General features: G+C 69.0%; 22 protein-coding genes. 12 read left to right on the forward strand and 10 right to left on the reverse strand.

Annotation, left to right across the window (positions count from 1 at the left end; translation table 11 throughout):
- Positions 1-75: 75 nt before the first annotated feature.
- Positions 76-723: a DsbA family protein gene (locus tag ACVN9Z_RS01100; protein ID WP_049054897.1), complete on the forward strand. Its 648-nt coding sequence runs from the start codon at positions 76-78 to the stop codon at positions 721-723.
- Here ACVN9Z_RS01100 and ACVN9Z_RS01105 read toward each other — a convergent pair whose 3' ends face one another.
- The 3 genes from ACVN9Z_RS01105 to ACVN9Z_RS01115 form a co-directional block, all read right to left on the reverse strand.
- Positions 724-1,338: a glutathione S-transferase family protein gene (locus ACVN9Z_RS01105; protein WP_006385592.1), complete on the reverse strand. Its 615-nt coding sequence runs from the start codon at positions 1,336-1,338 to the stop codon at positions 724-726.
- A 124-nt stretch (positions 1,339-1,462) separates the two neighbouring features.
- Positions 1,463-1,780: a chaperone modulator CbpM gene (locus ACVN9Z_RS01110; RefSeq protein ID WP_006385593.1), complete on the reverse strand. Its 318-nt coding sequence runs from the start codon at positions 1,778-1,780 to the stop codon at positions 1,463-1,465.
- Between the two features lie 2 nt (positions 1,781-1,782).
- Positions 1,783-2,733 carry a DnaJ C-terminal domain-containing protein gene (locus ACVN9Z_RS01115; protein ID WP_035181969.1) on the reverse strand — a complete coding sequence of 317 codons (951 nt, stop codon included), beginning with the start codon at positions 2,731-2,733 and terminating at the stop codon, positions 1,783-1,785.
- Between the two features lie 190 nt (positions 2,734-2,923).
- On the opposite strand from ACVN9Z_RS01115, the gene ACVN9Z_RS01120 reads away from it, so the two are divergent.
- The 8 genes from ACVN9Z_RS01120 to fabI all read left to right on the forward strand — a co-directional run bounded on the left by ACVN9Z_RS01120 (position 2,924) and on the right by fabI (position 10,562).
- Positions 2,924-3,409: a GNAT family N-acetyltransferase gene (locus ACVN9Z_RS01120; protein WP_026383191.1), complete on the forward strand. Its 486-nt coding sequence runs from the start codon at positions 2,924-2,926 to the stop codon at positions 3,407-3,409.
- A 49-nt stretch (positions 3,410-3,458) separates the two neighbouring features.
- The gene (locus ACVN9Z_RS01125) at positions 3,459-3,788 is read left to right on the forward strand and encodes a DHCW motif cupin fold protein (RefSeq protein WP_053499157.1); all 330 of its coding nucleotides are present in this window, start codon (positions 3,459-3,461) and stop codon (positions 3,786-3,788) included.
- 158 nt (positions 3,789-3,946) lie between these two features.
- Complete coding sequence (yfcF, locus tag ACVN9Z_RS01130) at positions 3,947-4,582, forward strand: glutathione transferase (RefSeq protein WP_020926702.1); 636 nt, start codon at positions 3,947-3,949, stop codon at positions 4,580-4,582.
- A 19-nt stretch (positions 4,583-4,601) separates the two neighbouring features.
- Positions 4,602-5,003, forward strand: coding sequence for a VOC family protein (locus ACVN9Z_RS01135; protein WP_458212995.1), 402 nt, complete (start codon positions 4,602-4,604; stop codon positions 5,001-5,003).
- Positions 5,004-5,187: 184 nt separating this feature from the next.
- Entirely contained in the window at positions 5,188-7,590 is a 2,403-nt protein-coding gene (locus ACVN9Z_RS01140; RefSeq protein WP_458212996.1) for a DUF3141 domain-containing protein, read from the forward strand.
- Entirely contained in the window at positions 7,587-8,531 is a 945-nt protein-coding gene (locus tag ACVN9Z_RS01145; RefSeq protein ID WP_024070154.1) for a phosphate acetyltransferase, read from the forward strand. Before ACVN9Z_RS01140 ends, ACVN9Z_RS01145 begins: the two co-directional genes overlap by 4 nt.
- Positions 8,532-8,607: 76 nt before the next feature.
- Complete coding sequence (locus ACVN9Z_RS01150) at positions 8,608-9,792, forward strand: acetate/propionate family kinase (protein WP_020926697.1); 1,185 nt, start codon at positions 8,608-8,610, stop codon at positions 9,790-9,792.
- A complete protein-coding gene (gene fabI, locus ACVN9Z_RS01155; protein ID WP_458212997.1) occupies positions 9,789-10,562 on the forward strand; it encodes an enoyl-ACP reductase FabI in 774 nt (257 codons plus the stop codon). The genes ACVN9Z_RS01150 and fabI overlap by 4 nt, the downstream gene beginning before the upstream one ends.
- 29 nt (positions 10,563-10,591) lie before the next feature.
- Here fabI and ACVN9Z_RS01160 read toward each other — a convergent pair whose 3' ends face one another.
- Positions 10,592-12,283 carry a SulP family inorganic anion transporter gene (locus ACVN9Z_RS01160; RefSeq protein ID WP_006385603.1) on the reverse strand — a complete coding sequence of 564 codons (1,692 nt, stop codon included), beginning with the start codon at positions 12,281-12,283 and terminating at the stop codon, positions 10,592-10,594.
- A gap of 297 nt (positions 12,284-12,580) precedes the next feature.
- On the opposite strand from ACVN9Z_RS01160, the gene ACVN9Z_RS01165 reads away from it, so the two are divergent.
- A complete protein-coding gene (locus ACVN9Z_RS01165; protein ID WP_020926695.1) occupies positions 12,581-13,564 on the forward strand; it encodes a Bug family tripartite tricarboxylate transporter substrate binding protein in 984 nt (327 codons plus the stop codon).
- An 88-nt stretch (positions 13,565-13,652) separates the two neighbouring features.
- Here the strand turns inward: ACVN9Z_RS01165 and ACVN9Z_RS01170 are convergent, their stop codons facing one another.
- The 3 genes from ACVN9Z_RS01170 to tkt all read right to left on the reverse strand — a co-directional run bounded on the left by ACVN9Z_RS01170 (position 13,653) and on the right by tkt (position 18,006).
- Positions 13,653-14,846: a phosphoglycerate kinase gene (locus tag ACVN9Z_RS01170; RefSeq protein WP_020926694.1), complete on the reverse strand. Its 1,194-nt coding sequence runs from the start codon at positions 14,844-14,846 to the stop codon at positions 13,653-13,655.
- A gap of 97 nt (positions 14,847-14,943) precedes the next feature.
- Positions 14,944-15,954 (reverse strand): type I glyceraldehyde-3-phosphate dehydrogenase, encoded by a 1,011-nt coding sequence (gene gap / locus ACVN9Z_RS01175; protein ID WP_020926693.1) that lies wholly within the window; start codon positions 15,952-15,954, stop codon positions 14,944-14,946.
- Between the two features lie 15 nt (positions 15,955-15,969).
- Positions 15,970-18,006 (reverse strand): transketolase, encoded by a 2,037-nt coding sequence (tkt, locus tag ACVN9Z_RS01180; RefSeq protein ID WP_458212998.1) that lies wholly within the window; start codon positions 18,004-18,006, stop codon positions 15,970-15,972.
- Positions 18,007-18,265: 259 nt separating this feature from the next.
- Between tkt and ACVN9Z_RS01185 the strand changes: the two genes are divergently transcribed.
- Positions 18,266-18,766: a hypothetical protein gene (locus tag ACVN9Z_RS01185; protein WP_024070159.1), complete on the forward strand. Its 501-nt coding sequence runs from the start codon at positions 18,266-18,268 to the stop codon at positions 18,764-18,766.
- A 104-nt stretch (positions 18,767-18,870) separates the two neighbouring features.
- Complete coding sequence (locus ACVN9Z_RS01190; protein WP_458212999.1) at positions 18,871-19,602, forward strand: 16S rRNA (uracil(1498)-N(3))-methyltransferase; 732 nt, start codon at positions 18,871-18,873, stop codon at positions 19,600-19,602.
- A 26-nt stretch (positions 19,603-19,628) separates the two neighbouring features.
- On the opposite strand, the gene ACVN9Z_RS01195 is transcribed toward ACVN9Z_RS01190, so the two are convergent.
- From ACVN9Z_RS01195 to ACVN9Z_RS01205, 3 genes are read right to left on the reverse strand one after another with little or no spacing between them, the layout of a single operon-like run.
- Positions 19,629-20,096, reverse strand: a complete 468-nt coding sequence (locus ACVN9Z_RS01195) for a barstar family protein (RefSeq protein ID WP_006385613.1) — start codon at positions 20,094-20,096, stop codon at positions 19,629-19,631.
- On the reverse strand, positions 20,093-21,328 hold the full coding sequence (locus tag ACVN9Z_RS01200) for a patatin-like phospholipase family protein (protein ID WP_020926688.1): 1,236 nt from the start codon (positions 21,326-21,328) through the stop codon (positions 20,093-20,095). Before ACVN9Z_RS01200 ends, ACVN9Z_RS01195 begins: the two co-directional genes overlap by 4 nt.
- Positions 21,309-23,597 carry an NADP-dependent malic enzyme gene (locus ACVN9Z_RS01205; protein ID WP_006385615.1) on the reverse strand — a complete coding sequence of 763 codons (2,289 nt, stop codon included), beginning with the start codon at positions 23,595-23,597 and terminating at the stop codon, positions 21,309-21,311. Before ACVN9Z_RS01205 ends, ACVN9Z_RS01200 begins: the two co-directional genes overlap by 20 nt.
- Between the last annotated feature and the right edge of the window lie 52 nt (positions 23,598-23,649).

A 23,649-nucleotide genomic window follows, 5' to 3' on the forward strand; every position in this document is an offset into this window, starting at 1 on the left:
TCTGCGCGGCCGGCGCAACACAGTGGCTACCGCGACGGGCTATGTCCCGCGCGGACGCGCCCCTACCATGGCGCCATGGCTACCCCTTTCCCCATCCTGCATTACATCTACGACCCGCTCTGCGGCTGGTGCTATGGCGCCGCGCCGCTGGTGCAGGCCGCCCGCGGCATCGACGGCCTGGCCATTGCGCTGCACGGCGGCGGCATGATGACCGGCGGCAACCGCCAGCCGGTCACCGACGCGCTGCGGCGCTACGTCATGCCGCATGACGAACGCATCGCCGGCCTGACCGGCCAGCAGTTCGGTCCGGATTATTTCGACGGCCTGCTGCGCGACAGCGGCGCGGTATTCGACTCGGCCCCGCCCACCACCGCCATCCTGGCGGCGCAATCGCTGGGCGGCCGTGGCCTGGACCTGCTGCAACGCCTGCAACGGGCCCATTACGTCGAGGGCCGGCGCATCGCCGACCCGGCCGAACTGCGGCGCCTGGCGCAAGACGCCGGCCTGGACGGCGCCGCCTTCCAGGAGGCCTATGCCGCCACCGAAGGCGCGGCCACCGATCGCCACATTGCCGAAAGCCGCGCGCTGCTCGGGCGGCTGCGCGGCTCGGGCTTTCCGACGCTGGCGCTGGAACGCGACGGCGCCTGCGAACTGCTGGAACCGTCGCGCTTCCTGGGCCGCCCGTCGCAATGGCAGGCGGACCTGCGCGCCCGGCTCGGGTAGTCAGCCTTCGCCGATGTCACCGTCGCGCTGCAAGGCGCGGTGCATCGCCGGACGCGCCGCCAGCCGTTCGGCATAGGCCGAGAACACCGGGTTCTCGGCAATCACCTTCATCTGCATCATGAACTGCAAGGTGCCGCCCAGCACGATGTCGACGGCGCTGAAATGCTCGCCGAGGAAATACGGGCGGGCCTGCAGCACCCGGGTCACGACCTGTTCGACCTCGTCGGCCGAGCCCCACCCCATCGTGCCCTGCTGGTGCGCCGTCTTGAACACGCGCTCCGTCATGGCGGGCTCGAACACGCCGGTCGAGTAGGCCAGCCAGGTCAGGTAGGGACCGCGTTGCGGATCGCCGATGACCGGACCCAGGCCGGCCTGGGGGAACAGGTCGGTCAGGTAAAGCGCGATGGCGGGGGTTTCGAACACCGGCACCCCGTCGTGCACCAGCGCCGGCACCTTGCCGTGCGGGTGGATGTCGATGTAGTCGGGCGGGATATGGCCGGAGCCGTCGCGGCGGCGGATCGACACCATCTCGGTGTCGTAGGGCACGCCCAGCTCTTCGAGCAGCCAGAGGATGCGGAAAGAGCGCGAGCGCGGGGCGTGATAGAGGGTCAGCATGGGCGGTCTCCTGGTTCCGGGGCGCGGCCCCTGCGGCCATTGTGCCGCAGGCCGCCCAGCCGCGGCCAGTACCGTCACCGGCGGCCAGGCGCCTGTCCGCCGGCCGCCCTGTCCACCGGCCGCCCTATTCGCCGGTCGCGCCCAGCGCGCGCAGTTGCGCCTTCAGGCGGCGCACCTCCTGGCTCAGGTCCAGGATCAGCGCCACGGCATCCAGGCCGGCGCCGAAGTCGCGCTCGAGGCGGCGCGCATCCAGCGCGCGCTGCAGGTCGACGCTGTAGAAGCGCCATTCGGCCGGACGCGGCCCGCTGGCGTCGACGATGCCGACCTCGACCAGTTGCGCGACCCATTCGACTTCCGCGCCGCAGGCGCGGGCCAGGTCGTCGGCGCTGAGCGGCTGCGACTTGCCCACCACGGTGGCGCTGCTGATGACGACTTTCTTCATGATCAGACCCCCAGGTGGCGCCGCGGGTTGAACGGCAGGTCGTGCTGCATCTTGCGGTAGGCCTCCTTGGCCGCTTCGGTGTCGGCCGGCGGCAGCGCCAGCTCGAGCACCAGGTACAGGTCGCCGGGCGGATCGCCCGGAATGCCGCGGCCGCGCAGCCGCAGCTTGCGGCCGTTGCCGGACCCCGCGGGCACCGAGACCTCGACCGTGCCGCCCGGCGTCGGCGCATTGACCTTGGCGCCCAACGCCGCTTCCCACGGCGCCACCGGCAGCGTCATGTACAGGTCACGGCCTTCGGCGCGGTAGCGGGCGTGCGGCTTGAAGCGGACCTCCAGGTACAGATCGCCGTTCTCGCCGCCGCCGTAGCCCGGCATGCCCTGCCCGGCCAGGCGGATGAACTGGCCCTCTCGCACGCCCGCGGGGATCCGCACGCTGAGCGTGCGGGTCTGCACCTGCGGGCGGCCCTGGTCGTCCACCGTCATGGAGCGCAGGCTGATGTCGCGGGTGGCGCCCTGCAAAGCGTCTTCGAGGTCGACCTCGATGGCCGCGTGGTGGTCGTCGCCGCGGGCGCGGAATTCCTGCTGGTGGCCCTGGCCCGGCGCGCCGCGGCGGCCGCGGCCGCCGAACAGCGACGAGAAGAACTCGCTGAACTGGGCCTCTTCGCCCGACGCCGGACCGCGGTGGAACTCGAAGCCCTCGTCCCATCCCGGCGGCGGCTGGAAGCCCCCGCCCGGCGACACGCCGGCGGCGAGATTGTCGTAGGCCTCGCGCTTTTCCTTGTCGCGCAGCACGTCGTAGGCTTCATTGACGTCGCGCATGCGCGCCTCGGCGTCGCTTTCCTTGCTGACGTCGGGGTGGTACTTGCGGGCGAGCTTGCGGTAGGAGCGCCGGATCTCGTCTTCGGAGGCGCCGCGCTCCACACCAAGAATGCTGTAGTAGTCCTTGAACTCCATTTCCCAGCCCATGGTAAGGGTTGCAGCCAAAGGCGGCTCGCGCCGGATTCGGCCCTGAATGGAAAGAAGATAGGGGTTACGGTGCGATTTTTCAATGCGTTTCGTCAGCCGCGCGGCTTCGCGCATAATGGACGGTTGCCGCGCCCGCCGCCGGGCCCGGCAGGCCATCGCCAATGAACAGGAACCGATCGTGCTGGAAATCATCGACGTCGACTTCAACAACCCGGAACACGGCCAGCAGGTGCTGGCCATGCTCAACGAATACGCCAGCGGCCCCATGGGCGGCAACACGCCCCTGCCCGAGTACGCCCAGCGCAACCTGATTCCGGAACTGGCCAAGCGGCCGACGGCGCGCGCCCTGCTGGCGCGGGTCGACGGCGAGGCGGCCGGCGTGGCCATCTATATCGAGGGCTTTTCGACCTTCGCCTGCCGTCCGCTGGTCAACCTGCACGACCTGGGCGTGTCGCCCCGGTTCCAGGGCCAGGGCGTGGGCAAGCAGCTGCTGGCCGCGCTGGAAGACCGCGCCCGCCGGCTGGGCTGCTGCAAGATCACGCTGGAAGTGCTGGAAGGCAACGACGTGGCCCAGGGCCTGTACCGCAAGCTGGGCTACGAAGGCTATTCGCTGGACGAAGACACCGGCCGCGCCATGTTCTGGCAGAAGAAGCTGGCCGCCTGAGTCCTCCATTCGCGGCGCGCGGGGCGCGCCGCCCCCAAGGGAAAAACACATGAAGATGAGCAACATCCCCTTCGGCACCACCGATTGGTCCGAGGTCGAAGCCACAGAACATGCCGGCGACACCGGCATGGCCTATTGGCGCACCCGCCAGTTCGGCGACCTGCGCGTGCGCATGGTCGAATACACGCCGGGCTACCTGGCGGACCACTGGTGCAGCAAGGGCCACATCCTGTTCTGCCTGGAAGGCGAGCTGCATACCGAGCTGGAAGACGGTCGCACCTTCGTGCTGACGCCCGGCATGAGCTACCAGGTGGCCGACCAGGCCGAGCCGCATCGCTCGTCCACCACCACCGGCGCCAGGCTGTTCATCGTCGACTGACGCGCCGGCGCGACACGCGAAATTTCAGTTGCGTTACGCTTTGCGCTACGCACCCCTTTTTCAACGCCGCGCCGCCTCGAGATGAAAGCCCCTTTTCCGGGGCAGCAAGCCGAAGGCGCAACGTTGGAGTTTTTTCAATCGCCTGACCGGAGATCCACTTGGGCGCCCCGTTTACGCTGTACGTCGATTCCCAGTTCCTCAGCCCCTACGCCATGTCGGCCTATGTGGCGCTGGCCGAAAAACAGTTGCCCTTCGAGGTCCGCCTGATCGATCTGGACGCGGGCGAACAGCGCATGCAGCCCTACCAGTGCCGCGCCCTGACCGCGCGCGTGCCGGCCCTCACCCACGGCGATTTCAACCTGACCGAATCGACCGCCATCACCGAGTACCTGGAAGACCTGCATCCGGCGCCGGCCTGTACCGCCCTGTACCCGGCCCAGCCGCGCGAGCGCGCCCGCGCCCGCCAGCTGCAGGCCTGGCTGCGCAGCGACCTGGGCGCCCTGCGCCAGGAACGGCCGACCGAATCGGTGTTCTACGGCGACGCCGGACAACCCCTGTCCGACGCCGGCCATGCGGCCGCGGCCAAGCTGATCCACGTGGCCGGCGCCCTGATCGGCGCGGGCCAGGCCAGCCTGTTCGACGACTGGTGCATCGCCGACCTGGACCTGGCGGTGGCGCTGCGCCGCCTGTGGCAGGACGGCCTGCCCGACCCGCTGCGCGAGTATGTCGAGATCCAATGGCAGCGGCCCTCGGTGCGCAAATGGCTGGATCACAACGCGGCCGCCCGCGCCTGATCCACCACCCGGAGCCGCCATGCAATTGCTGGATCACGTCTCCATCAGCGTCGCCGGGCTCGACACCGCCCGGCCCTTCTACGACGCCGTCATGGCCGCCCTGGGCGCGGCCAAGGTCTACGACCACGCCGACGCGCTGGGCTACGGCGAACGCTGCCGCCCCGGCGATTCCGGCCACACCTACCTGAGCGTGCAGGCCGATCCGGCCGCGTCGCCGAGCGCGCCGGCGCGCCGCCACTGGTGCTTCAAGGCCGCCAGCCGCGCCGCGGTGGACGCGTTCCATGCCGCCGGGCTGGCCCACGGCGGGCGTGACGAAGGCGCCCCCGGCCCGCGCCCCCACTACCACCCGCATTACTACGCCGCCTTTCTGTCGGACCCATCCGGCAACCGTATCGAAGCCGCTTGCCACGACGCGCCGTGAGGCCGGGCGCGGCTGCCGCGAACAAGCAGGGACGGATAGTCCCCGACGTTTGACCTGCATCAACCGTCCCCATGTTGCGATGCAACATCCATTCAGGTGTAATGGGGGGGTCAAGTCAGCTGGTTCCACTTGAGGAACCGGTCCGGTAGCACCCGCTGCCGGGTGCTACCTATAGGAGATCGCCATGGCCGGATCCGGCAACGATCGCGTCCCCGCCCCGTCCTTCAACCCCTGGACGGCCGCCTATGAATACGCTGTGGACGCCTGGCAGCGCGGCGTGCTGTACGCCGATGTGATGCGCCAGCGCGGCAACCAGTACCACGACCACATGGCCAAGCGGGCCCCCAACGTGCTCAGCATGGAGTACGAACTGGTGCTGGACGGCCGCGAACTGCCGCGCCCGGTCAACTACGGCCTGCTGCGCATCAAGCCGCCGGAAGGCGTGACGGTCGACCCGATCAAGCGCCCCTTCCTGGTGGTCGATCCGCGCGCCGGCCACGGCCCCGGCATCGGCGGCTTCAAGCCCGAGAGCGAGATCGGCGTGGCGGTGCGCGCCGGCCATCCCTGCTATTTCGCCACCTTCCTGCCGCAGCCCGTGCCCACCCAGACCGTCGAAGACGTGATGAAGGCCGAGGCCCATTTCCTGGAAGAGATCATCGCGCGCCACCCCGACGCCGAAGGCAAGCCGGTGGTGGTGGCCAACTGCCAGGCCGGCTGGCAGATCATGATGACCGCCGCCGTGCGTCCCGAGCTGTTCGGCCCCATCATCATCGCCGGCGCGCCGCTGTCCTATTGGGCGGGCTGGCGCGGCATGAATCCGATGCGCTACGCCGGCGGCCTGCTGGGCGGCAGCTGGCTCACCGCGCTGACCAGCGACCTGGGCGACGGCAAGTTCGACGGCGCCTGGCTGGTGCAGAACTTCGAGAACCTCAATCCGGCCAACACGCTCTGGTCCAAGCAGTACAACCTGTATTCCAAGGTCGACACCGAAGCCGGCCGCTACCTGAGCTTCGAGAAATGGTGGGGCGGCCACGTGTTCCTGAACGGGCCGGAAATCCAGTACATCGTCGACAACCTGTTCGTCGGCAACCGGCTGTCGACCGCCGGGCTGGTCACGTCGGACGGCATCCGCATCGACCTGCGCAACATCCGCTCGCCCATCGTGGTGTTCTGCTCCAAGGGCGACAACATCACGCCGCCGCCGCAGGCGCTGGGCTGGATCCCCGACCTGTACCAGGACGACGCCGAGGTGCTGGCGCACGACCAGACCATCGTCTACGCCGTGCATGAAAGCATCGGCCACCTGGGCATCTTCGTGTCCGGCAGCGTGGCGCGCAAGGAACACCAGGAATTCACCTCCAACATCGACATGATCGATGTGCTGCCGCCGGGCATCTACCAGGCCGAGATCGCCGACAAGACGCCGGACACGCCCAACGCCGACCTGGCCTATGGCAACTACGTGCTGTCGTTCGAGCAGCGCCGCATGGACGACGTGCGCGCCATCGTCGAACGCAAGGAAGACGACGACCTGCGCTTTGCCGCCGTGGCCCGCATCTCCGACATCAACCTGGGCATGTACCGCAGCTTCGTGCAGCCCTGGGTGCGCGCCCTGGTGACGCCGCAATCGGCCGAATGGAGCCAGCGCCTGCATCCGCTGCGCCTGCCCTACGAACTGGTGTCCGACCGCAACCCGCTGATCGCGCCCATCGCCCAGGTGGCCGAGCAGGTGCGCGAACATCGCCAGCCCGTGTCGCCCGACAACCCGTTCCTGCTGGCCCAGGAAATGTTTTCCAAGCTGGTCGAGACCAGCCTGAACATCTTCCAGGAACTGCGCGATTCGGCCGACGAGCGCACCTTCATGAGCGTCTACGGCTCGCCGCTGGTGCAGGACCTGGCCGGGCTGGGCGGCAAGGATGGCCAGCCGCGCCGCCACCCCGGCGTGTCGCCCGAACACCGCCGCTTCATGGAAGAACGCGCCGCCGAACTGCGCTCGCTGCTGCAGGAAGGCGGCCTGCGCGTGGCCGCCATCCGCATGCTGCTGTACGTGGCCGGCGCCGAGGGCGGCCTGGACGAACGCAGCTTCGCGCTGATCCGCAAGATGCGGGCCGAGGCCGGCAACGCCATGACGCTGCAGGAATTCAAGGACATCACCCGCGACCAGGCCATGATGATGCGGCTCGATTCCGCGGCCGTGCTGCAGACCATGCCGAAGCTGCTGGAAGACTCGTCGCCCGCCGCCATCCGCGAGGCGCTGGAGGCCATGAAACACGTGCTCGAGGCGGCCCAGCCCCTGAGTCCGGCGGCGCGTGACAGCCTGGCCGAGATGGAACGGATCTTCGAGACCGCCGCGCGCCGCGCGCAAAAGCATGAGCCGGCGCCGGGCGCGCGCAAGGCCGTGCGCGCCGCCACCGCGAAACTGCAACCGTCGCCGCCGGCGCCGCCCGCCGCCCGTGCGCGCCGCGCCGCCACGGCGGCCGCCGCCAAGTCCACGCCGCAGGCCGCGGTCAAGGCCGCCGCCCGCAAGAAGGAAGCCGCGCCCGCGCGCGTCCGCAAACCCGCCACCGCCAAGGCCAAACCGGAATGAGCCTGCCCACCTCCACGCACTACGACAAACTGATCGCGCGCGCCCAGACCCTGGCGCCCGCGGCCTGCGCCATCGCCCATCCCTGCGACGAACCGTCGTTGTCGGCCGCGCTGGAAGCGCGCGACCTGGGCCTGCTGCGCCCCATCCTGGTGGGGCCGGAACTCAAGATCCGCGACACGGCCGCGCAGCACAAGCTGAACCTGGGCGACGCCCGCATCGTCGATGCGCCGCACAGCCACGCCGCGGCCGAGACCGCCGTGGCGCTGGTGCGCGGCGGCGAGGCTTCGCTGCTGATGAAGGGCAGCCTGCACACCGACGAACTGATGCACGAGGTGGTGGCGCGCGCCACCGGCCTGCGCAGCGGCCGGCGCATCAGCCATGTGTTCATCATGGAAGTGCCGACCTACGCCGAACCGCTGTTCATCACCGACGCGGCCATCAACATCTTTCCGGACCTCGAAACCAAGGCCGACATCATCCGCAACGTGATCGACCTGCACCACGGCCTGGGCCTGGGCGAGCCGCGCGTGGCGATCCTGTCGGCGGTGGAACAGGTCACGCCCAGCATCCCCAGCACCATCGAGGCCGCCGCGCTGTGCAAGATGGCCGACCGCGGCCAGATCAGCGGCGGCGTGCTCGACGGCCCGCTGGCGCTGGACAACGCCATCAGCCCCGACGCCGCCCGCATCAAGGGCATCCGCTCGCTGGTGGCGGGCGTGGCCCAGGTGCTGGTGGTGCCCGACCTGGAAGCCGGCAACATGCTGGCCAAGAACCTGACCTTCCTGGCCAACGCCGAGGCCGCCGGCATCGTGCTGGGCGCGCGCGTGCCCATCATCCTGACCAGCCGCGCCGACAGCCCGCGTTCGCGCCTGGCGTCCTGCGCGGTGGCGGCGATCTACGCGCACCACCTGGCCGCGCAGCAGGCGCGCCCGCTGGCTTAGGCGGGCCGACAGGCCGTGAATGAGCGGCGGGGCCCCGGCCCCGCCTTGTCCGTTGCATCAAGAGGCGATCGACTCCATGTCCGACACCATTCTCGTCATCAACGCCGGCAGTTCCAGCATCAAGTTCTACCTGTACGACATCGACGGCAAGCAGGCCCTGGCGCCGCGCCTGGGCGGCCAGCTCGAAGGCATCGGCACCAGCCATCCGCGCCTGCGGGTGCGCGACGCCGCCGGCCAGACGCTGGTGGAACGCGACATCGCGCCCAGCCACGCGCCCGACGTGCCCAACGGCCAGGAAGTGGTCGGCACCTGGCTCAGCGGCCACCTGGGCGGCGCGCCGCTGGCGGTGGGCCATCGCGTGGTGCATGGCGGCCCCGACCTGGCCGAGCCGGTGCTGATCGACGACGCCATCCTCGCCAAGCTGGACACCTTCACGCCGCTGGCGCCGCTGCACCAGCCCAACAACCTGGCGCCGATCCGCGTGATCCGCGAGCGGCGCCCGTGGATTCCGCAGGTGGCGTGCTTCGACACCGCCTTCCATCGCAGCCATTCCGACGTGGCCGACCGCTACGCCCTGCCCGAGAACCTCTACCAGCAGGGCGTGCGCCGCTATGGCTTCCACGGCCTGTCGTACGAGTACATCGCGCAGCGGCTGCGCCAGGCGCTGCCCGAGATCGCGATGGGCAAGATCATCGCGGCGCACCTGGGCTCGGGCGTGTCGGCCTGCGCCATGCACCAGGGCAGGAGCGTCGACAGCACCATGGGATTCACCGCGCTCGAAGGCCTGCCCATGGGCACGCGGCCCGGGCGCCTGGATGCGGGCGTGGTGCTGTGGATGATGGAACAGGGCATGTCGCACGACGACATCGAGCACCTGCTGTACCACGACTGCGGCATGAAGGGCCTGTCGGGCATCAGCAACGACATGCGCGAGCTGCTGGCCAGCGACGCGCCGTCGGCCAGGCTGGCGCTCAAGTACTTCGCCTGGCGCGTGGCCGAAGGCATGATCGGCCTGGGCTGCGCCATGAACGGCATCGACGGCATCGTCTTCACCGCGGGCGTCGGCGAGAACTCGGCCGAGATCCGCCAGGCCATCAGCGAGCATTGGGGCTGGCTCGGCATCAAGCTGGATCCCGAGCGCAATGCGCATCACGGGCCGCGCATTTCCAGCGACGACAGCCGCATCGGCGTGTACGTGGTGCGCACCAACGAAGAACTGATCATCGCGCAGCACACGCTGGCCCTGGTGAAGCAACGATGAGCGCCGCCCTGCCTCTTGCCGGCAAGCGCGGCCTGGTCACCGGCATCGCCAACGCCGACTCCATCGCCTGGGGCTGCGCCAAGGCGTTCCGCGCCATGGGCGCGGAACTGGCCGTGACCTACCTGAACGACAAGGCCCGCCCGCACGTCGAGCCGCTGGCGCGCCAGGTCGACGCGCCGCTGCTGATGCCGCTGGACCTGCTGCGCGAGGGCGAGCTGGAGGCGGTGTTCGAGCGCATCGCGACCGAATGGGGCGGCCTGGACTTCGTGCTGCATTCCATCGCCTACGCCCCGCGCGACGACCTGCACGGCCGCGTCACCGACTGCTCGCGCGCCGGCTTCCTGACGGCCATGGACGTGTCGTGCTGGTCGTTCATCCGCATGGCCAAGCTGGCCGAGCCGCTGATGCCGACCGGCGGCACCTTGTTCTGCATGAGCTACTACGGCTCGCAGATGGTGGTCGAGCACTACAACATGATGGGCCCGGTGAAGGCCGCGCTGGAATCGGCCACCCGCTACCTGGCGGCCGAGCTCGGCCCGCAGGGCATCCGCGGGCATGCGATCTCACCCGGACCGCTCAAGACCCGCGCCGCCTCGGGCATTGCCGAGTTCGACGCGCTGCTCGACCGCGCCCAGGCCAAGGCGCCGGCGCGCAGCCTGGTGTCGATCGACGACGTCGGCGAGGCCACCGCCTGGCTCGCCACCGACGCCGCCCGCCGCATGACCGGGCAGACGCTGTATATCGACGGCGGCTATCACATCATCGATTGAGGCGCGGGCGCCACGGCCCGCGCCAAGTATCAGGAGAGCGTGGCTGGCGCCGGCCCCTGGCGCCAGCGCTCGATGGCCTCGACCGCCTGTTCGGGCGACGCAAAGATCTTGTCACGGCCGATGCGCTCGGCCAGGCCCGAGCGCTCCAGCGCCATGCGGAACTGGCCGTGGCCGCCCGCCACCAACAGCACCATGCCGCGGTCGCGCAGCTCGCGCCGCAATTCGTACAGCGCCTCGATGGCGTCGGCATCGGCCTGCGTCATGGCTTCGGCGTCCAGCACGAACCAGGTGACATCGCCGGCCTGCTCGATGATTTCGCGCGCGCGCCGGCGGAAAGCGTCCGCGTTGAAGAACCACACCGACGACTCGAACAGCCAGATCACCGCGCCCGGCACCGGCTGCGCCTGCGGGTTCAGGTGCATCTTGCCCAGCACCGACTCGCCCGGCAGCCGCCCCAGCAGCGCATCGCGCGGATTGCCGGACACGTACATGGCGTACAGCAGGGTCGCGCCCACCGACACCGCCACGCCCTGCAGCACGCCGAAGCCCACCACGCCCACGGCCGCCAGGATGCCGAAGGCCAGCTCGATGCGCGAAATGCGCGCCAGCCGCATGAAGGCCTGGCCGTCGAACAGGCTGGCGGCCGCCAGCAGCAGGATCGCCGACAGCACCGCCTGCGGCAGCCAATAGAGCGGCGCGCTCAGCAGGCCCACCACGACGGCCAGCGCCACCGCCGCGCTCACGCCCACCAATGGCGACGAGCCGCCCGCGGCCAGGCCCACCGCCGTGCGCGAATCGGCCCCCGTCACCACGAAGCCCTGGAACAGCCCGGCCGCCACGTTGGCCGCGCCGAAACCGACCAGCTCGCGGTTCGGATCGACGTGTTCGCCGGTGCGCGCGGCAAAGCTGCGCGCCGTCACGATGCCGCTGGAAAAACTCACCACCAGCACACCCGCCGCGCCCAGCAGGATGTTGTCCACGCCGTCCAGCCGCACCGGCAGGCGCAGCGCCGGCAGGCCCGCCGGCACCTCGCCCACCACCGCGATGCCAAGGCTGGGAAAATCGAACAGCCACGACAGCAGGCAGGCGCCCACCACCAGCATGATCGGCCCCGGCCAGGTCGGCCGCCAGCGCTTGATCGCCACCAGCAGCAGGCACGACGCCAGCCCCAGGCACAGCGTCGGAATGCGGATCTCCGACACGCGCCGCGACAGTTCCAGGAACGGATGCACCAGCCCGCTGTTGCGCAGGCCCACGCCGGTCAGGCCGCTCAGTTGCGACAGCGCCAGCGTCACCGCCACGCCCGCCATGTAGCCGATCAGCACCGGCCGCGACAGCAGGTTGGCCAGCACGCCCAGCCGCAGCAGCCGCGCGATCAGGCAGCCCACCCCCACGGTCAGCGCAATGCCGGTCGCCGCCACCAGGCGGTCTTCGGGCGAGGTCAGCGCCATGCCGGTCAGCGTCGCCGCGATCAGCGTGCAGGTGGCCGTGTCCGGCCCCACGATCAAGGTGCGCGACGACCCGAACAGCGCGTACCCCAGCATGCCCGCGATGGCCGCCCACAGCCCCGCCACCGGCGGCACGCCCATCATCGCGGCATACGCCAGCCCCACCGGCAGCGCCACCGCGGCCACGCTCAGGCCCGCGGCAATATCGCGGCCCGCGGACTCCCGGGTCATGCCCCGGAAATTGTTCAGGCCAGGAAGAAAACGTAGGTTCATGGTGCTGCGGGGCAGGCGAAACGTGGACGGATACCGCGGAGCGCGGGCGAGCGCCAAGCCTACACCAGTCCGCGTCCCCCAAACCGGGGGAGAATCAAGCGCCGATCGACAGTAAACGCGCCTTCATTCCAAAAAGGAATCGACTTCCTTAAATATTTATCCCTTTTTATCAATCTGGGGATTGCGTAGAGTCTGGGGCACAACAGATGCGGCCTCGCGGCCGCTCACGGGGCCGTCCAGCGGCCCTTGAACAAGAGCGCGGCCGAACCCATGGACCGCGCGCCAGGAGACCCCAGCATGCCCCACGCATTCCTGCGCCGCGCCGCCGGCGCCGCGCTCGCATTCGCCGCACTTGCCGCCTTCCCCGCGCTGTCCCACGCCCAGGCCTACCCCGACCGTCCCATCAAGCTGGTCGTGCCATGGCCTCCGGGCGGCGCCACCGACGCCCTGGGGCGCATGCTGGCGCAGCGCCTGACCGAACGCCTGGGCCAGACCGTCATCGTCGACAACAAGGCCGGCGCCGGCGGCAACATCGGCACGGCCGCATTCGTGCGCGAGAAACCCGACGGCTACACCCTGCTGGTCGCCACCAGCTCGACCAACGCCGCCAACCCGCACCTGTATGCGCGCCTGGGCTTCGACCCGGTCAAGGACTTCACGCCCGTCGCCTTCGTCGCCGAGATCCCCAACATCCTGGAAGTGCCCAAGCAATCGCCCTACCGGTCGGTGCAGCAGTTGGTGGACGCCGCCAAGGCCGCGCCCGGCAAGCTCAACTACGGTTCGGGCGGCGTCGGCTCGTCGCAGCATCTGGCTGGCGCCATGTTCAAGGCGCGTACCGGCGTCGACATCCTGCACATCCCCTACAAAGGCAGCGGCCCCGCCGTATCCGACCTGCTCGCGGGCCAGGTCGACATGATGATCGACACCGGCTCGCTGGCCCAGGTCCAGGCCGGCGCCCTGCGCGCCCTCGCCGTCGCTTCGCGCCAGCGCCTGCCCGCCCTGCCGGACGTGCCCACCTTTGCCGAAGTGGGCGTCAGCGACATGTACGCCTCGGCCTGGTACGGCATCGTCGCCCCGGCCGGCACGCCCAACGACATCGTCGCCCGCCTGAACCGCGACATCAACGCCATCACCAGCGACCCGGCCATGCGCCAGCGCATGGAATCCATGGGCGCCATCGTCCCCGCCGGCCAGACGCCCGCGGCCTTCGGTGATTTCATGCGCGCCGAGGTCGACCGCTACGGCGGCATCGTGAAGCTGTCGGGCGCGAAGATGGAATAAATGCCCCGCGGCGGACAATGTGGTCTCCGGCCCATGAAAAAAAAGCCGCTCCTTTCGGAGCGGCTTTTTCATCGCGCGGGCGGAAAGATTACTGGGCCCGCTCCTGCAGCACGGCCACGGCCGGCAGCGTCTTGCCTTCCAGGAATTCCAGGAACGCGCCGCCGCCGGTCGAGATGTAGCCGACCTGCTCGCCGATACCGTACTTGGCGATCGCGGCCAGCGTGTCGCCGCCGCCCGCGATCGAGAAGCCCTCGGAATCCGCGATCGCCTGCGCCACCACCTTGGTGCCGTTGGCGAACTGGTCGAACTCGAACACGCCGACCGGGCCGTTCCAGACGATGGTGCCGGCCTGCTTGAGGATCTCGGCCAGCTGCTGCGCGGTCTGCGGGCCGATGTCCAGGATCATGTCGTCGGCGGCCACGTCATCGGCCGCCTTGACGGTGGCCTCGGCGTCCGCGCCGAACGCCTTGGCGCACACCACGTCCACCGGGATCGGCACGTCCGCGCCGCGCTGCTTCATCAGCTCGATCACGGCGCGCGCCTGCTCCACCTGGTCCGGCTCGGCCAGCGACTTGCCGATCGGCAGCCCGGCCGCCAGCATGAAGGTGTTGGCGATGCCGCCGCCCACCACCAGCTGGTCGACCTTGTCGGCCAGCGATTGCAGGATCGACAGCTTGGTCGACACCTTGGAGCCGCCGACGATCGCCACCAGCGGGCGCTTCGGTTCGTGCAGCGCGCGGCCCAGCGCGTCCAGCTCGGCTTCCAGCAGCGGGCCGGCGCAGGCCACCGGCGCGAAGCGCGCGATGCCGTGCGTGGTGGCCTCGGCGCGGTGCGCCGTGCCGAAGGCGTCATTGACGTAGACGTCGCACAGCGACGCCATCTTGCGCGACAGCGCCTCGTCGTCCTTCTTCTCGCCGACGTTGACGCGGCAGTTTTCCAGCAGCACCACCAGGCCCGGCTCGACCTTGACGCCGTCGACCCAGTCGCGCACCAGCGGCACGGGCATGCCCAGCAGCTCGGACAGGCGCTGGCCGACCTTGGCCAGCGAATCGGCCTCGGTCAGCTCGCCTTCCTTGGGACGGCCCAGGTGCGAGGTGACCATCACCGCGGCGCCGGCGTCCAGCGCCAGGCGGATGCCGGGCACCGAGGCGCGGATGCGGGTGTCTTCGGAAATGCGGCCGGCGTCATCGAACGGCACGTTCAGATCGGCGCGGATGAACACGCGCTTGCCGGACAGGGCGCCGGCCTTGGCCAGCGCGGACAGGGTATTGACCTTGGACATATGCTTTGCGTCTCCTAGAGTTGGCGAACGAAGGGGACGAACCCGCTTTCCGCCGTGGCGGAAAACCTGTTCGTCCCCTTCGGTTCGACAGCGATGCTTACTTGGCCGACATCAGCGCGACGGTGGTGTCGAGCATGCGGTTCGAGAAGCCCCACTCGTTGTCGTACCAGGACGAAACCTTGACCAGGCGGCCCGAGACCTTGGTCAGCGACGCGTCAACGGTGCTGGAGGCCGGGTTGTGGTTGTAGTCCACCGAGACCAGGGGTTCGGTGTTGTAGTCCAGGATGCCCTTGAGCTCGCCTTCCGAGGCGGCCTTCAGGATGCCGTTCACTTCCTCGACGGTCGTGTCGCGCTTGGCCACGAAGGACAGGTCGACGATCGACACGTTGATGGTCGGGACGCGGATGGCGTAGCCGTCCAGCTTGCCGTTCAGTTCCGGCAGCACCAGGCCGACCGCGGCGGCGGCGCCGGTCTTGGTCGGGATCATGCTCATGGTGGCCGAACGGGCGCGGCGCAGGTCTTCGTGGTAGACGTCGGTCAGGACCTGGTCGTTAGTGTAGGCGTGGACGGTCGTCATCAGGCCGTTTTCCAGGCCCAGCTTGTCGTTCAGCGGCTTGACCAGCGGGGCCAGGCAGTTGGTGGTGCACGACGCGTTCGAGATGACGGTGTCGGTCGACTTCAGCACGCCGTGGTTGACGCCGTAGACGACGGTGGCGTCAACGTCCTTGCCGCCGGGGGCCGAGATGATGACCTTCTTGGCGCCGCCCTTGATGTGCGCGCCGGCCTTTTCCTTGGTGGTGAAAAAGCCCGTGCATTCCAGCACCACGTCGACCTTCAGCTCGCCCCACGGCAGTTCGGCCGGGTTGCGGTTGGCCAGCACGCGGATCTTGTCGCCGTTGACGACCATGTACTCGCCGTCGACTTCGACGGTGCCCGGGAACTTGCCGTGGGCGGTGTCGTAGCGGGTCAGGTGGGCGTTGGTCTTGGGATCGCCCAGGTCGTTGATGGCGACGATTTCGATATCGTGCTTCTTGCCACCTTCATAGTGGGCACGCAGGATGTTGCGGCCGATGCGACCGTAACCGTTGATGGCGACGCGAATGGTCATGACTAGGCTCCTTTTTTACAGAACTTGCTTGACGGTCTCGGCCACCTTGTCGGCGGTCAGCCCGAAGAACTTGAACAGCGCGCCCGCCGGGGCCGATTCGCCGTAGCGGTCGATGCCGACCACGGCGCCTTCCAGGCCCACGTACTTGTGCCAGAAGGCGGTCACGCCGGCCTCGACTGCCACGCGCGGCAGGCCCTTGGGCAGCACCGATTGCTTCCAGGCGGCGTCCTGCTTGTCGAACACGTCGGTGCTCGGCATGGACACCACGCGCACCGCGATGCCTTCCTTGGCCAGCTGGGCTTGCGCGTCCAGGGCGATGGCGACTTCGGAACCGGTGGCGATGATCACGGCGCGGGCGCCTTCGGCGTCGCGCAGCACGTAACCGCCGCGGGCGATGGCATCCACGGTGGCGGCATCGCGTTGCACGAACGGCAGGTTCTGGCGCGACAGCAGCAGGGCCGTCGGGCCGCCGTCATGCACGTCCATGCCGATGCTGGCAGGACGCGTCACGGCGGCGTTCCAGGCCACGGCGGTTTCGGCCGTGTCGCAGGGACGCCAGAGCGACAGGTTGGGGATCAGGCGCAGGCTGGCGGCGTGCTCGATCGACTGGTGGGTCGGGCCGTCTTCGCCCAGGCCGATGGAGTCGTGCGTGAACACGTGCACCACGCGCTGCTTCATCAGCGCGGCCATGCGGATGGCGTTGCGCGAGTAATCGGAGAACGTCAGGAAGGTGCCGCCGAACGGCAGGTAGCCGCCATGCAGCGCCACGCCGTTCATGATGGCGGCCATGCCGAATTCGCGCACGCCGTAGTTGATGTGGCGCCCGAACTGGATGCCCTTGTCGCCGGCGCGCACGGCGCCCACGCCCTTCCAGTCGGTGAAGTTCGAGCCGGTCAGGTCGGCCGAGCCGCCCAGCATTTCGGGCAGCGCGGCGGCCAGCGCCGTGATCGCGAACTGCGAGGCCTTGCGGGTGGCGACGGTTTCGGCCTTTTCCAGCGTGGCGTTCAGGAACGCCTTGAATTGGTCGGCGTAGCCGGCGGGCAGCTCGCCCTTCATGCGGCGCGTGAACTCGGCGGCCTCGGCCGGGAATTCGGCGGCGTAGGCGTCGAACGCCGATTGCCATTCGGCCTGCGCGGCGGCGCCGGCCTTGCGGCCGTCCCAGCCGTCGTAGACGTCCTGCGGGATCTGGAACGGCTCGGCCGACCAGCCCAGCGCGGCGCGGGTGGCGGCGATCTCGTCCTTGCCCAGCGGCGCGCCGTGCACGTTGTGGGTGCCGGCCATGTTGGGCGAACCCTTGCCGATGACGGTGCGGCAGACGATCAGCGTGGGCTTTTCCGATTGCGCGCGGGCGGCCTTGATGGCGGCGTCCACGGCGGCGGCGTCGTGGCCGTCGATGCCGCGGATGACGTTCCAGCCGTAGCCCTCGAAGCGCTTGGCGGTGTCGTCGGCGAACCAGTGCTCGACGTGGCCGTCGATCGAGATGCCGTTGTCGTCATACAGCACCACCAGCTTGGACAGCTTGAGCGTGCCGGCCAGCGAGCACACTTCGTGCGAGATGCCTTCCATCAGGCAGCCGTCGCCGGTGAAGGCGTAGGTGTGGTGGTCGACGATGGTGTGGCCGGGCTTGTTGAACTCGGCGGCCAGCAGCGCTTCGGCCAGCGCCATGCCGACGGCGTTGCCCAGGCCCTGGCCCAGCGGGCCGGTGGTGGTTTCCACGCCCGGGGTGATGCCCACTTCGGGGTGGCCCGGCGTCTTGGAATGCAGCTGGCGGAAGTTCTTCAGTTCTTCGATCGGCAGGTCATAGCCGGTCAGGTGCAGCAGCGCGTAGATCAGCATCGAGCCGTGGCCGTTGGACAGCACGAAGCGGTCGCGGTTGGCCCAGGCGGGATCCTTGGGGTTGTGGCGCAGGTTGCCGATCCAGAGGGCCTGGGCGATTTCCGCCATGCCCATGGGAGCGCCCGGGTGCCCGGAGTTCGCTTGTTGCACGGCATCCATCGCGAGGGCGCGGATGGCATCCGCCAAGGCAAGTTTAGGGGCGGTCGGATTGCTCATTCGGAAGGCTCTTTGAGGCTGGCGCGCCCACGCAGGAAATGGGGGCCAGTTGAGTAGGTTGCGAAGCAGACGATTTTAACACCTGGGGATGACCCGGCCGGCGGCTGGCGGCGGGGTCCGCCAGATGGACGATACCCCCTGGGGAAAACGCGGTCCCCCGGGGCGGAAACCGCAATGGCATGGCGTAGTTCCCACAATTGCGGCGGGCCGGTCCGAGATTCATGATGGACCGGCATCCCCCCTTGCTGGATTCCGTATCATGATTGCCATGTTGAGCTTCACCATTCCCGCCGCCGGCATCCTGGCCCTGCGCAACGCGCTCGGCGAGGAACGCGCCATCGCGGTGGCGCAGGCGCTGGAACACGCCCGCCTGCAGGGCGAGGCCGACCTGCTCAAGCGCTCGCAGGACGAAGCGCGCGCCGAACTCCAGGCCTATGCCCTGTCACGCGTCGACTTCGCCCGCGAACGCGCCGAGCTCGAACGCGACATCGCCAAGCGCGCCGCCCAGGAACAATTCGACAGACTCGTCGAAATCGTCGCGCAATTGCCCACCCGCGAGGAACTCAAGCAATTGCCCACCCGCGAAGAACTCAAGCGTTTCGCCACCCACGAAGACCTGGCCGAGGTACGCCACGACCTCCTGCGGCTGGACAAGAAAATGACCGTGGGTTTCCTGACCCTGCTGACGCTGCAACTGGCGTCCAGCGCCCCCACCCTGATCGACTGGGGCATCAAGATGGTAGGCTACGCGCTCAGGTGACCGGGCGACGAGCCAGGCCCCTGAGTCGCCGGGCCGCCGCCCGTGCCGCGCCCCGGGTCTGCGCCCGGCCCCACGTCCGCTTTCCGTCCGCCACCGCGTTACCCATGTCCGCTCCCCGCTTCTTCTGCGACGCTCCCCTTTCCGCCGGCGCCCGCATCGCCCTGCCGGAGGCCCTGGCTCACCACGCCATCCGCGTGCTGCGGCTGCGCGCGGGGAAACCCATGGTGCTGTTCAACGGCCAGGGCGGCGAATATCCAGCGATGCTGGAAATCGAGGGCAAGACCGGCTTCGCCCAGCTGGGCGCGTTCGATCCGCGCGAAGCCGAGCTGGCCGGCCGCATCACCCTGGTACAGGGCCTGCCCGCCGGCGACAAGATGGACTGGGTGGTGGAAAAAGCCGTGGAGCTGGGCGCCGCCCGTGTCTGTCCCATCGCCGCGCAGCGCAGCGTGCTGCAACTGGCCGGCCCGCGGCTGGAAAAGCGGGTGGCCCACTGGCAGCGCATCGCGCAGTCGGCCGCCGAACAGTGCGGCCGCAATCGCCTCATGGCGGTCGACGCGCCCATGGCCCTGGCCGACTGGCTGGCGCGGCCCGCCGATAGCCTGCGCCTGCTGTGCCACCCGCAGGCCGATACCGACCTGGCCGGCCTGCTCGGCGCCACGCCCGGCCTGGCTTCACTGACGCTGCTGGTCGGCCCCGAGGGCGGCTGGTCGGACCAGGAATTGGCCCTGGCGCGCGAGGCCGGCGTGCAGGCCGTCAGGTTCGGCCCGCGCGTGCTGCGCACGGAAACAGCTGGCCTGGCCTTGATCTCAGCCGCCGGGGCGCTGCTGGGCTGGTAACGACGCGAATGCCGCCCGCCAGGACTTCAGTCGTTCTCGCCGTAGGGCGCGGCGGCCACGCCGGGCTCGGGGTCCGGGTGCTTGCCCGCGTGCTCCACCACATACGCAAAGGTGCGACCATTTTCGTGGGCGAACTCCGCGGCGTCGGCGCACACCGACTCGATGCGGGCGGCGTCTTCCTCCAGCGCCGGGTCGCCGGAATGCAGCTTGTACAGCCACAGCACCACGCCGGTCTTGTGATCCAGCACGGTGTCGCACAGGCAGTCGTAGAGCGCGTCGAGGTTGCCGCCGAAATACTCGGGGAAATCGACCGCCTTGACGATGGCGCGCAGCACCGCGGAACGGCTGCGGGCCGGGTCGCAATTGGCCACGAACAGTGCCAGGCCGAGCTCGTGCGCGGCGTCGACCACGGCCTTTTTGTCCAGCCCGTCATGGGCCAGCGCTCCACCTCGCTTCAACTGCTTGTGCAGGGTAGATTGGGCATTGCGCGTCATGCCTGTGCCTCCTTGAAAAAGGCGATCACTTCATCGTTACGCTGCATCGTATCGGCATAACCCAGTTCGATCAATCGCTTGGTGTAGCTGGACTCGAACAACAGGTAGGACATCAGCGCACCGCCCCCGGGACGGCCTGGGTCGGACGATACACCGAGTACGCGGAAAAGGGCACGGGCCTGCGCCGGCATGTCGCCCAGGTGCTCCAGCGCCAGCGAATCCAGCGAGCGGCTCGGGGTGATGGTCAGCACCTGGATGCGGCGCACGGTGACCGGCTCGCCCCCATCGCGTGGAACGGCCTGGTCGACCAGGTAGTTCATCCGCTCCAGGCGCTCGACGTCCATCGACAGGCCGTCCAGGAAAATGCTGGACAGGGCATGCCCGCCCACCTGGGCCAGGGAGGGGTACGGCGGGGAATCCTCGCGGTGTTCAGGATGGGTGTCGTCGCGAAAGCCGGTGCCGATCACCAGCACCCGGTGCGCGCCCAGGTGGATGGCGGGGCTGATCGGCGCCAGCTGCCGCATGGAACCGTCGCCGCACCACTCGCCCTTGCCGTGCACCTTGATCTGCCGGGCCGGGAAGACGAAGGGAATGGCGGACGACGCCATCAGGTGATCGACCGTGATCGGCGTCGGGATGGCCAGCCGCAGGTAGCGGTGCCAGGGCTCGATCGGCGTGTGCGCCTGGTAGAAGGTCAGGTGCTCGCCGCTGGTGTAGCCCGAGGCCGTGATCGCCAGCGCCGACAGGGCGCCGCTTTCCAGGCTGGACTGCAGGTGGTCGAAATCCAGTACCCGCGCCAGCAGCGCCTGCATCGGGCTGTTGTCCAGCAGCGACTGCGGCCGCTTGCGCGTCAGGCCGGAGTACATCCACCCCAGCGACAGCAGCCCCAGCCAGCGCACGCCCGTGCGGATCAGGCCGGGCGCGTCGGCCCGGTAGATCATGTCGGTGTTGAGCGACGACCACAGGCGCCGGATGCGCCGTACGCCCAGGTGGGGACGCTCGGCCCGGCAGGCCAGCGCGGCGGCGTTGATGGCGCCGGCGGACGTGCCGCAGATGATGTCGAAGGGATTCTTGAAACGCGAATGCCAGTCGGGGTCCAGCAGCTCCATGATGGCGCTGAGCACGCCCACCTGATAGGCGGCGCGGGCGCCGCCGCCTGTCAGGACCAGGCCGGTCGGCGTGCGCGGACACGCCGGACCGCCATTGGTGACTTCAACGCGGGGTATTGGCATCGACCACCGTCATCGCGGTCATGTTGACGATGCGGCGCACGGTCGAGCTGGAGGTGAGGATGTGCACCGGCGCGTTGGCGCCCAGCAGGAACGGGCCGACCGCCACGTTGCCGCCGGCCGCCGTCTTGAGCAGGTTGTAGGCGATGTTGCCGGCGTCCACGTTCGGGCACACCAGCAGGTTGGCCTCGCCCTTGAGCGTGGAGGACGGCAGGATGCGCAGGCGCAGCGCTTCATCCAGCGCGCAGTCGCCGTGCATTTCGCCGTCGATCTCCAGTTCCGGCTCGGCTTGGCGCACCAGTTCCAGCGCGCGGCGCATCTTGGCGCCCGAGGCCGAACTGCCCGAACCGAAGTTCGAGCGCGACAGCAACGCCACCTTCGGCGCCAGGAACATGCGCTGCATTTCCTTGGCCGCGGCGATGGTGAACTCGGCGATCTGCTCGGCCGTGGGTTCGTCGTTGACGTGCGTGTCCACCAGCACCACCGTGCGCTCGTTGAGCAGCAGGATGTTCATGGCGGCGTAGACGTTGCGGCCCGGCCGGCGGCCGATCACTTCGTCGATGAAGCGCAGGTGGTCGTGATACGCGCCGACCGAACCGCAGACCATGCCGTCGGCATCGCCCAGGTGCACCATCATCGCGCCGATCAGCGTCATGCGGCGGCGCATTTCCACGCGCGCCATCTCCTTGGTGATGCCGCGGCGGCACATGCGTTCCCAGTACGTGGTCCAGTACTGGTGGAAGCGTTCGTCGTATTCGGGGTTGGTGACTTCGACGTCCTCGCCCAGGCGCAGGCGCAGGCCGAGTTTCTCGATGCGGGTCAACAGCACCGAGGGACGGCCCACCAGGATGGGACGGGCCAGGCCTTCGTCCACCACTACCTGCACCGCGCGCAGCACGCGCTCGTCCTCGCCTTCGGCGAACACGATGCGGGCCGGGCCGCCTTCGCGCACGATGCGCTTGGCGGCCGAGAACAGCGGCTTCATGAAGGCGCCGGAGTGGTACACGAACTGCTGCAGCTGCTCTTCGTAGGCTTCCAGGTCGGCCAGCGGACGCGTGGCCACGCCGCCTTCCATGGCGGCCTTGGCCACCGCCGGCGCGATGCGCACGATCAGGCGCGGATCGAACGGCTTGGGAATCAGGTATTCGGGGCCGAACGAGATATCGAACGTGCCGTAGGCGGCGGCCACCACCTCGTTCTGCTCTTCCTCGGCCAGCTCGGCGATGGCGTACACCGCCGCCTTTTCCATTTCACGGGTGATGGTGGTGGCGCCCACGTCCAGCGCCCCGCGGAAGATGTACGGGAAGCACAGCACGTTGTTGACCTGGTTCGGGTAATCCGAACGGCCCGTCGCCATCACCACGTCGTCGCGCACGGAATGGGCGAGTTCGGGCAGGATCTCGGGCGTGGGATTGGCCAGCGCCAGGATCAGCGGGCGCGGGCCCATGGCCGCGACCATCTCCGGCTTGAGCACGCCGCCGGCCGACAGGCCCAGGAACACGTCCGCGCCCTCGATCACCTCGGCCAGCTTGCGGGCGTCGGTCTTCTGCGCGAAACGCGCCTTGTCCGGGTCCATCAGCGTGGTGCGGCCTTCGTAGACCACGCCTTCGATGTCGGTGACCCAGATGTTCTCCAGCGGCAGCCCCAGGTCCACCATCAGGTCCAGGCAGGCCAGCGCGGCCGCGCCGGCGCCCGACGTCACCACCTTGACCTTGTCGATGTCCTTGCCCACCACTTTCAGGCCGTTGATGAAGGCCGCCGACACACAGATCGCGGTGCCGTGCTGGTCGTCATGGAAGACGGGGATCTTCATGCGCTCGCGCAGCTTGCGCTCGACGGTGAAGCATTCGGGCGCCTTGATGTCTTCCAGGTTGATGCCGCCGAAGGTGGCTTCCAGGCCGGCGATGATCTCGACCAGCTTGTCCGGGTCGGTCTCGTTGATCTCGATGTCGAACACGTCCAGCCCGGCGAATTTCTTGAACAGCACCGCCTTGCCTTCCATCACCGGCTTGGAGGCCAGCGCGCCGATGTTGCCCAGGCCCAGCACCGCGGTGCCGTTGGTGATCACGCCCACCAGGTTGCCGCGCGCGGTGTAGCGGAACACATTGGCCGGGTCCGCCACGATTTCCTCACAGGCCGCCGCCACCCCGGGCGAGTACGCCAGGGCCAGGTCGCGTTGGTTGGAGAGCTGCTTGGTCGGCGTGACGGAGATTTTGCCGGGACGGCCGTGCTCGTGGTATTCAAGGGCGGCTTTGCGGAGGTTGGCATCCATAGGGGCGGCTACTGGCTAGAGTGAGGAACACGAAAGGGGGCAATTCTATTCC

This window comes from Achromobacter sp. KK8 (assembly GCF_054188005.1).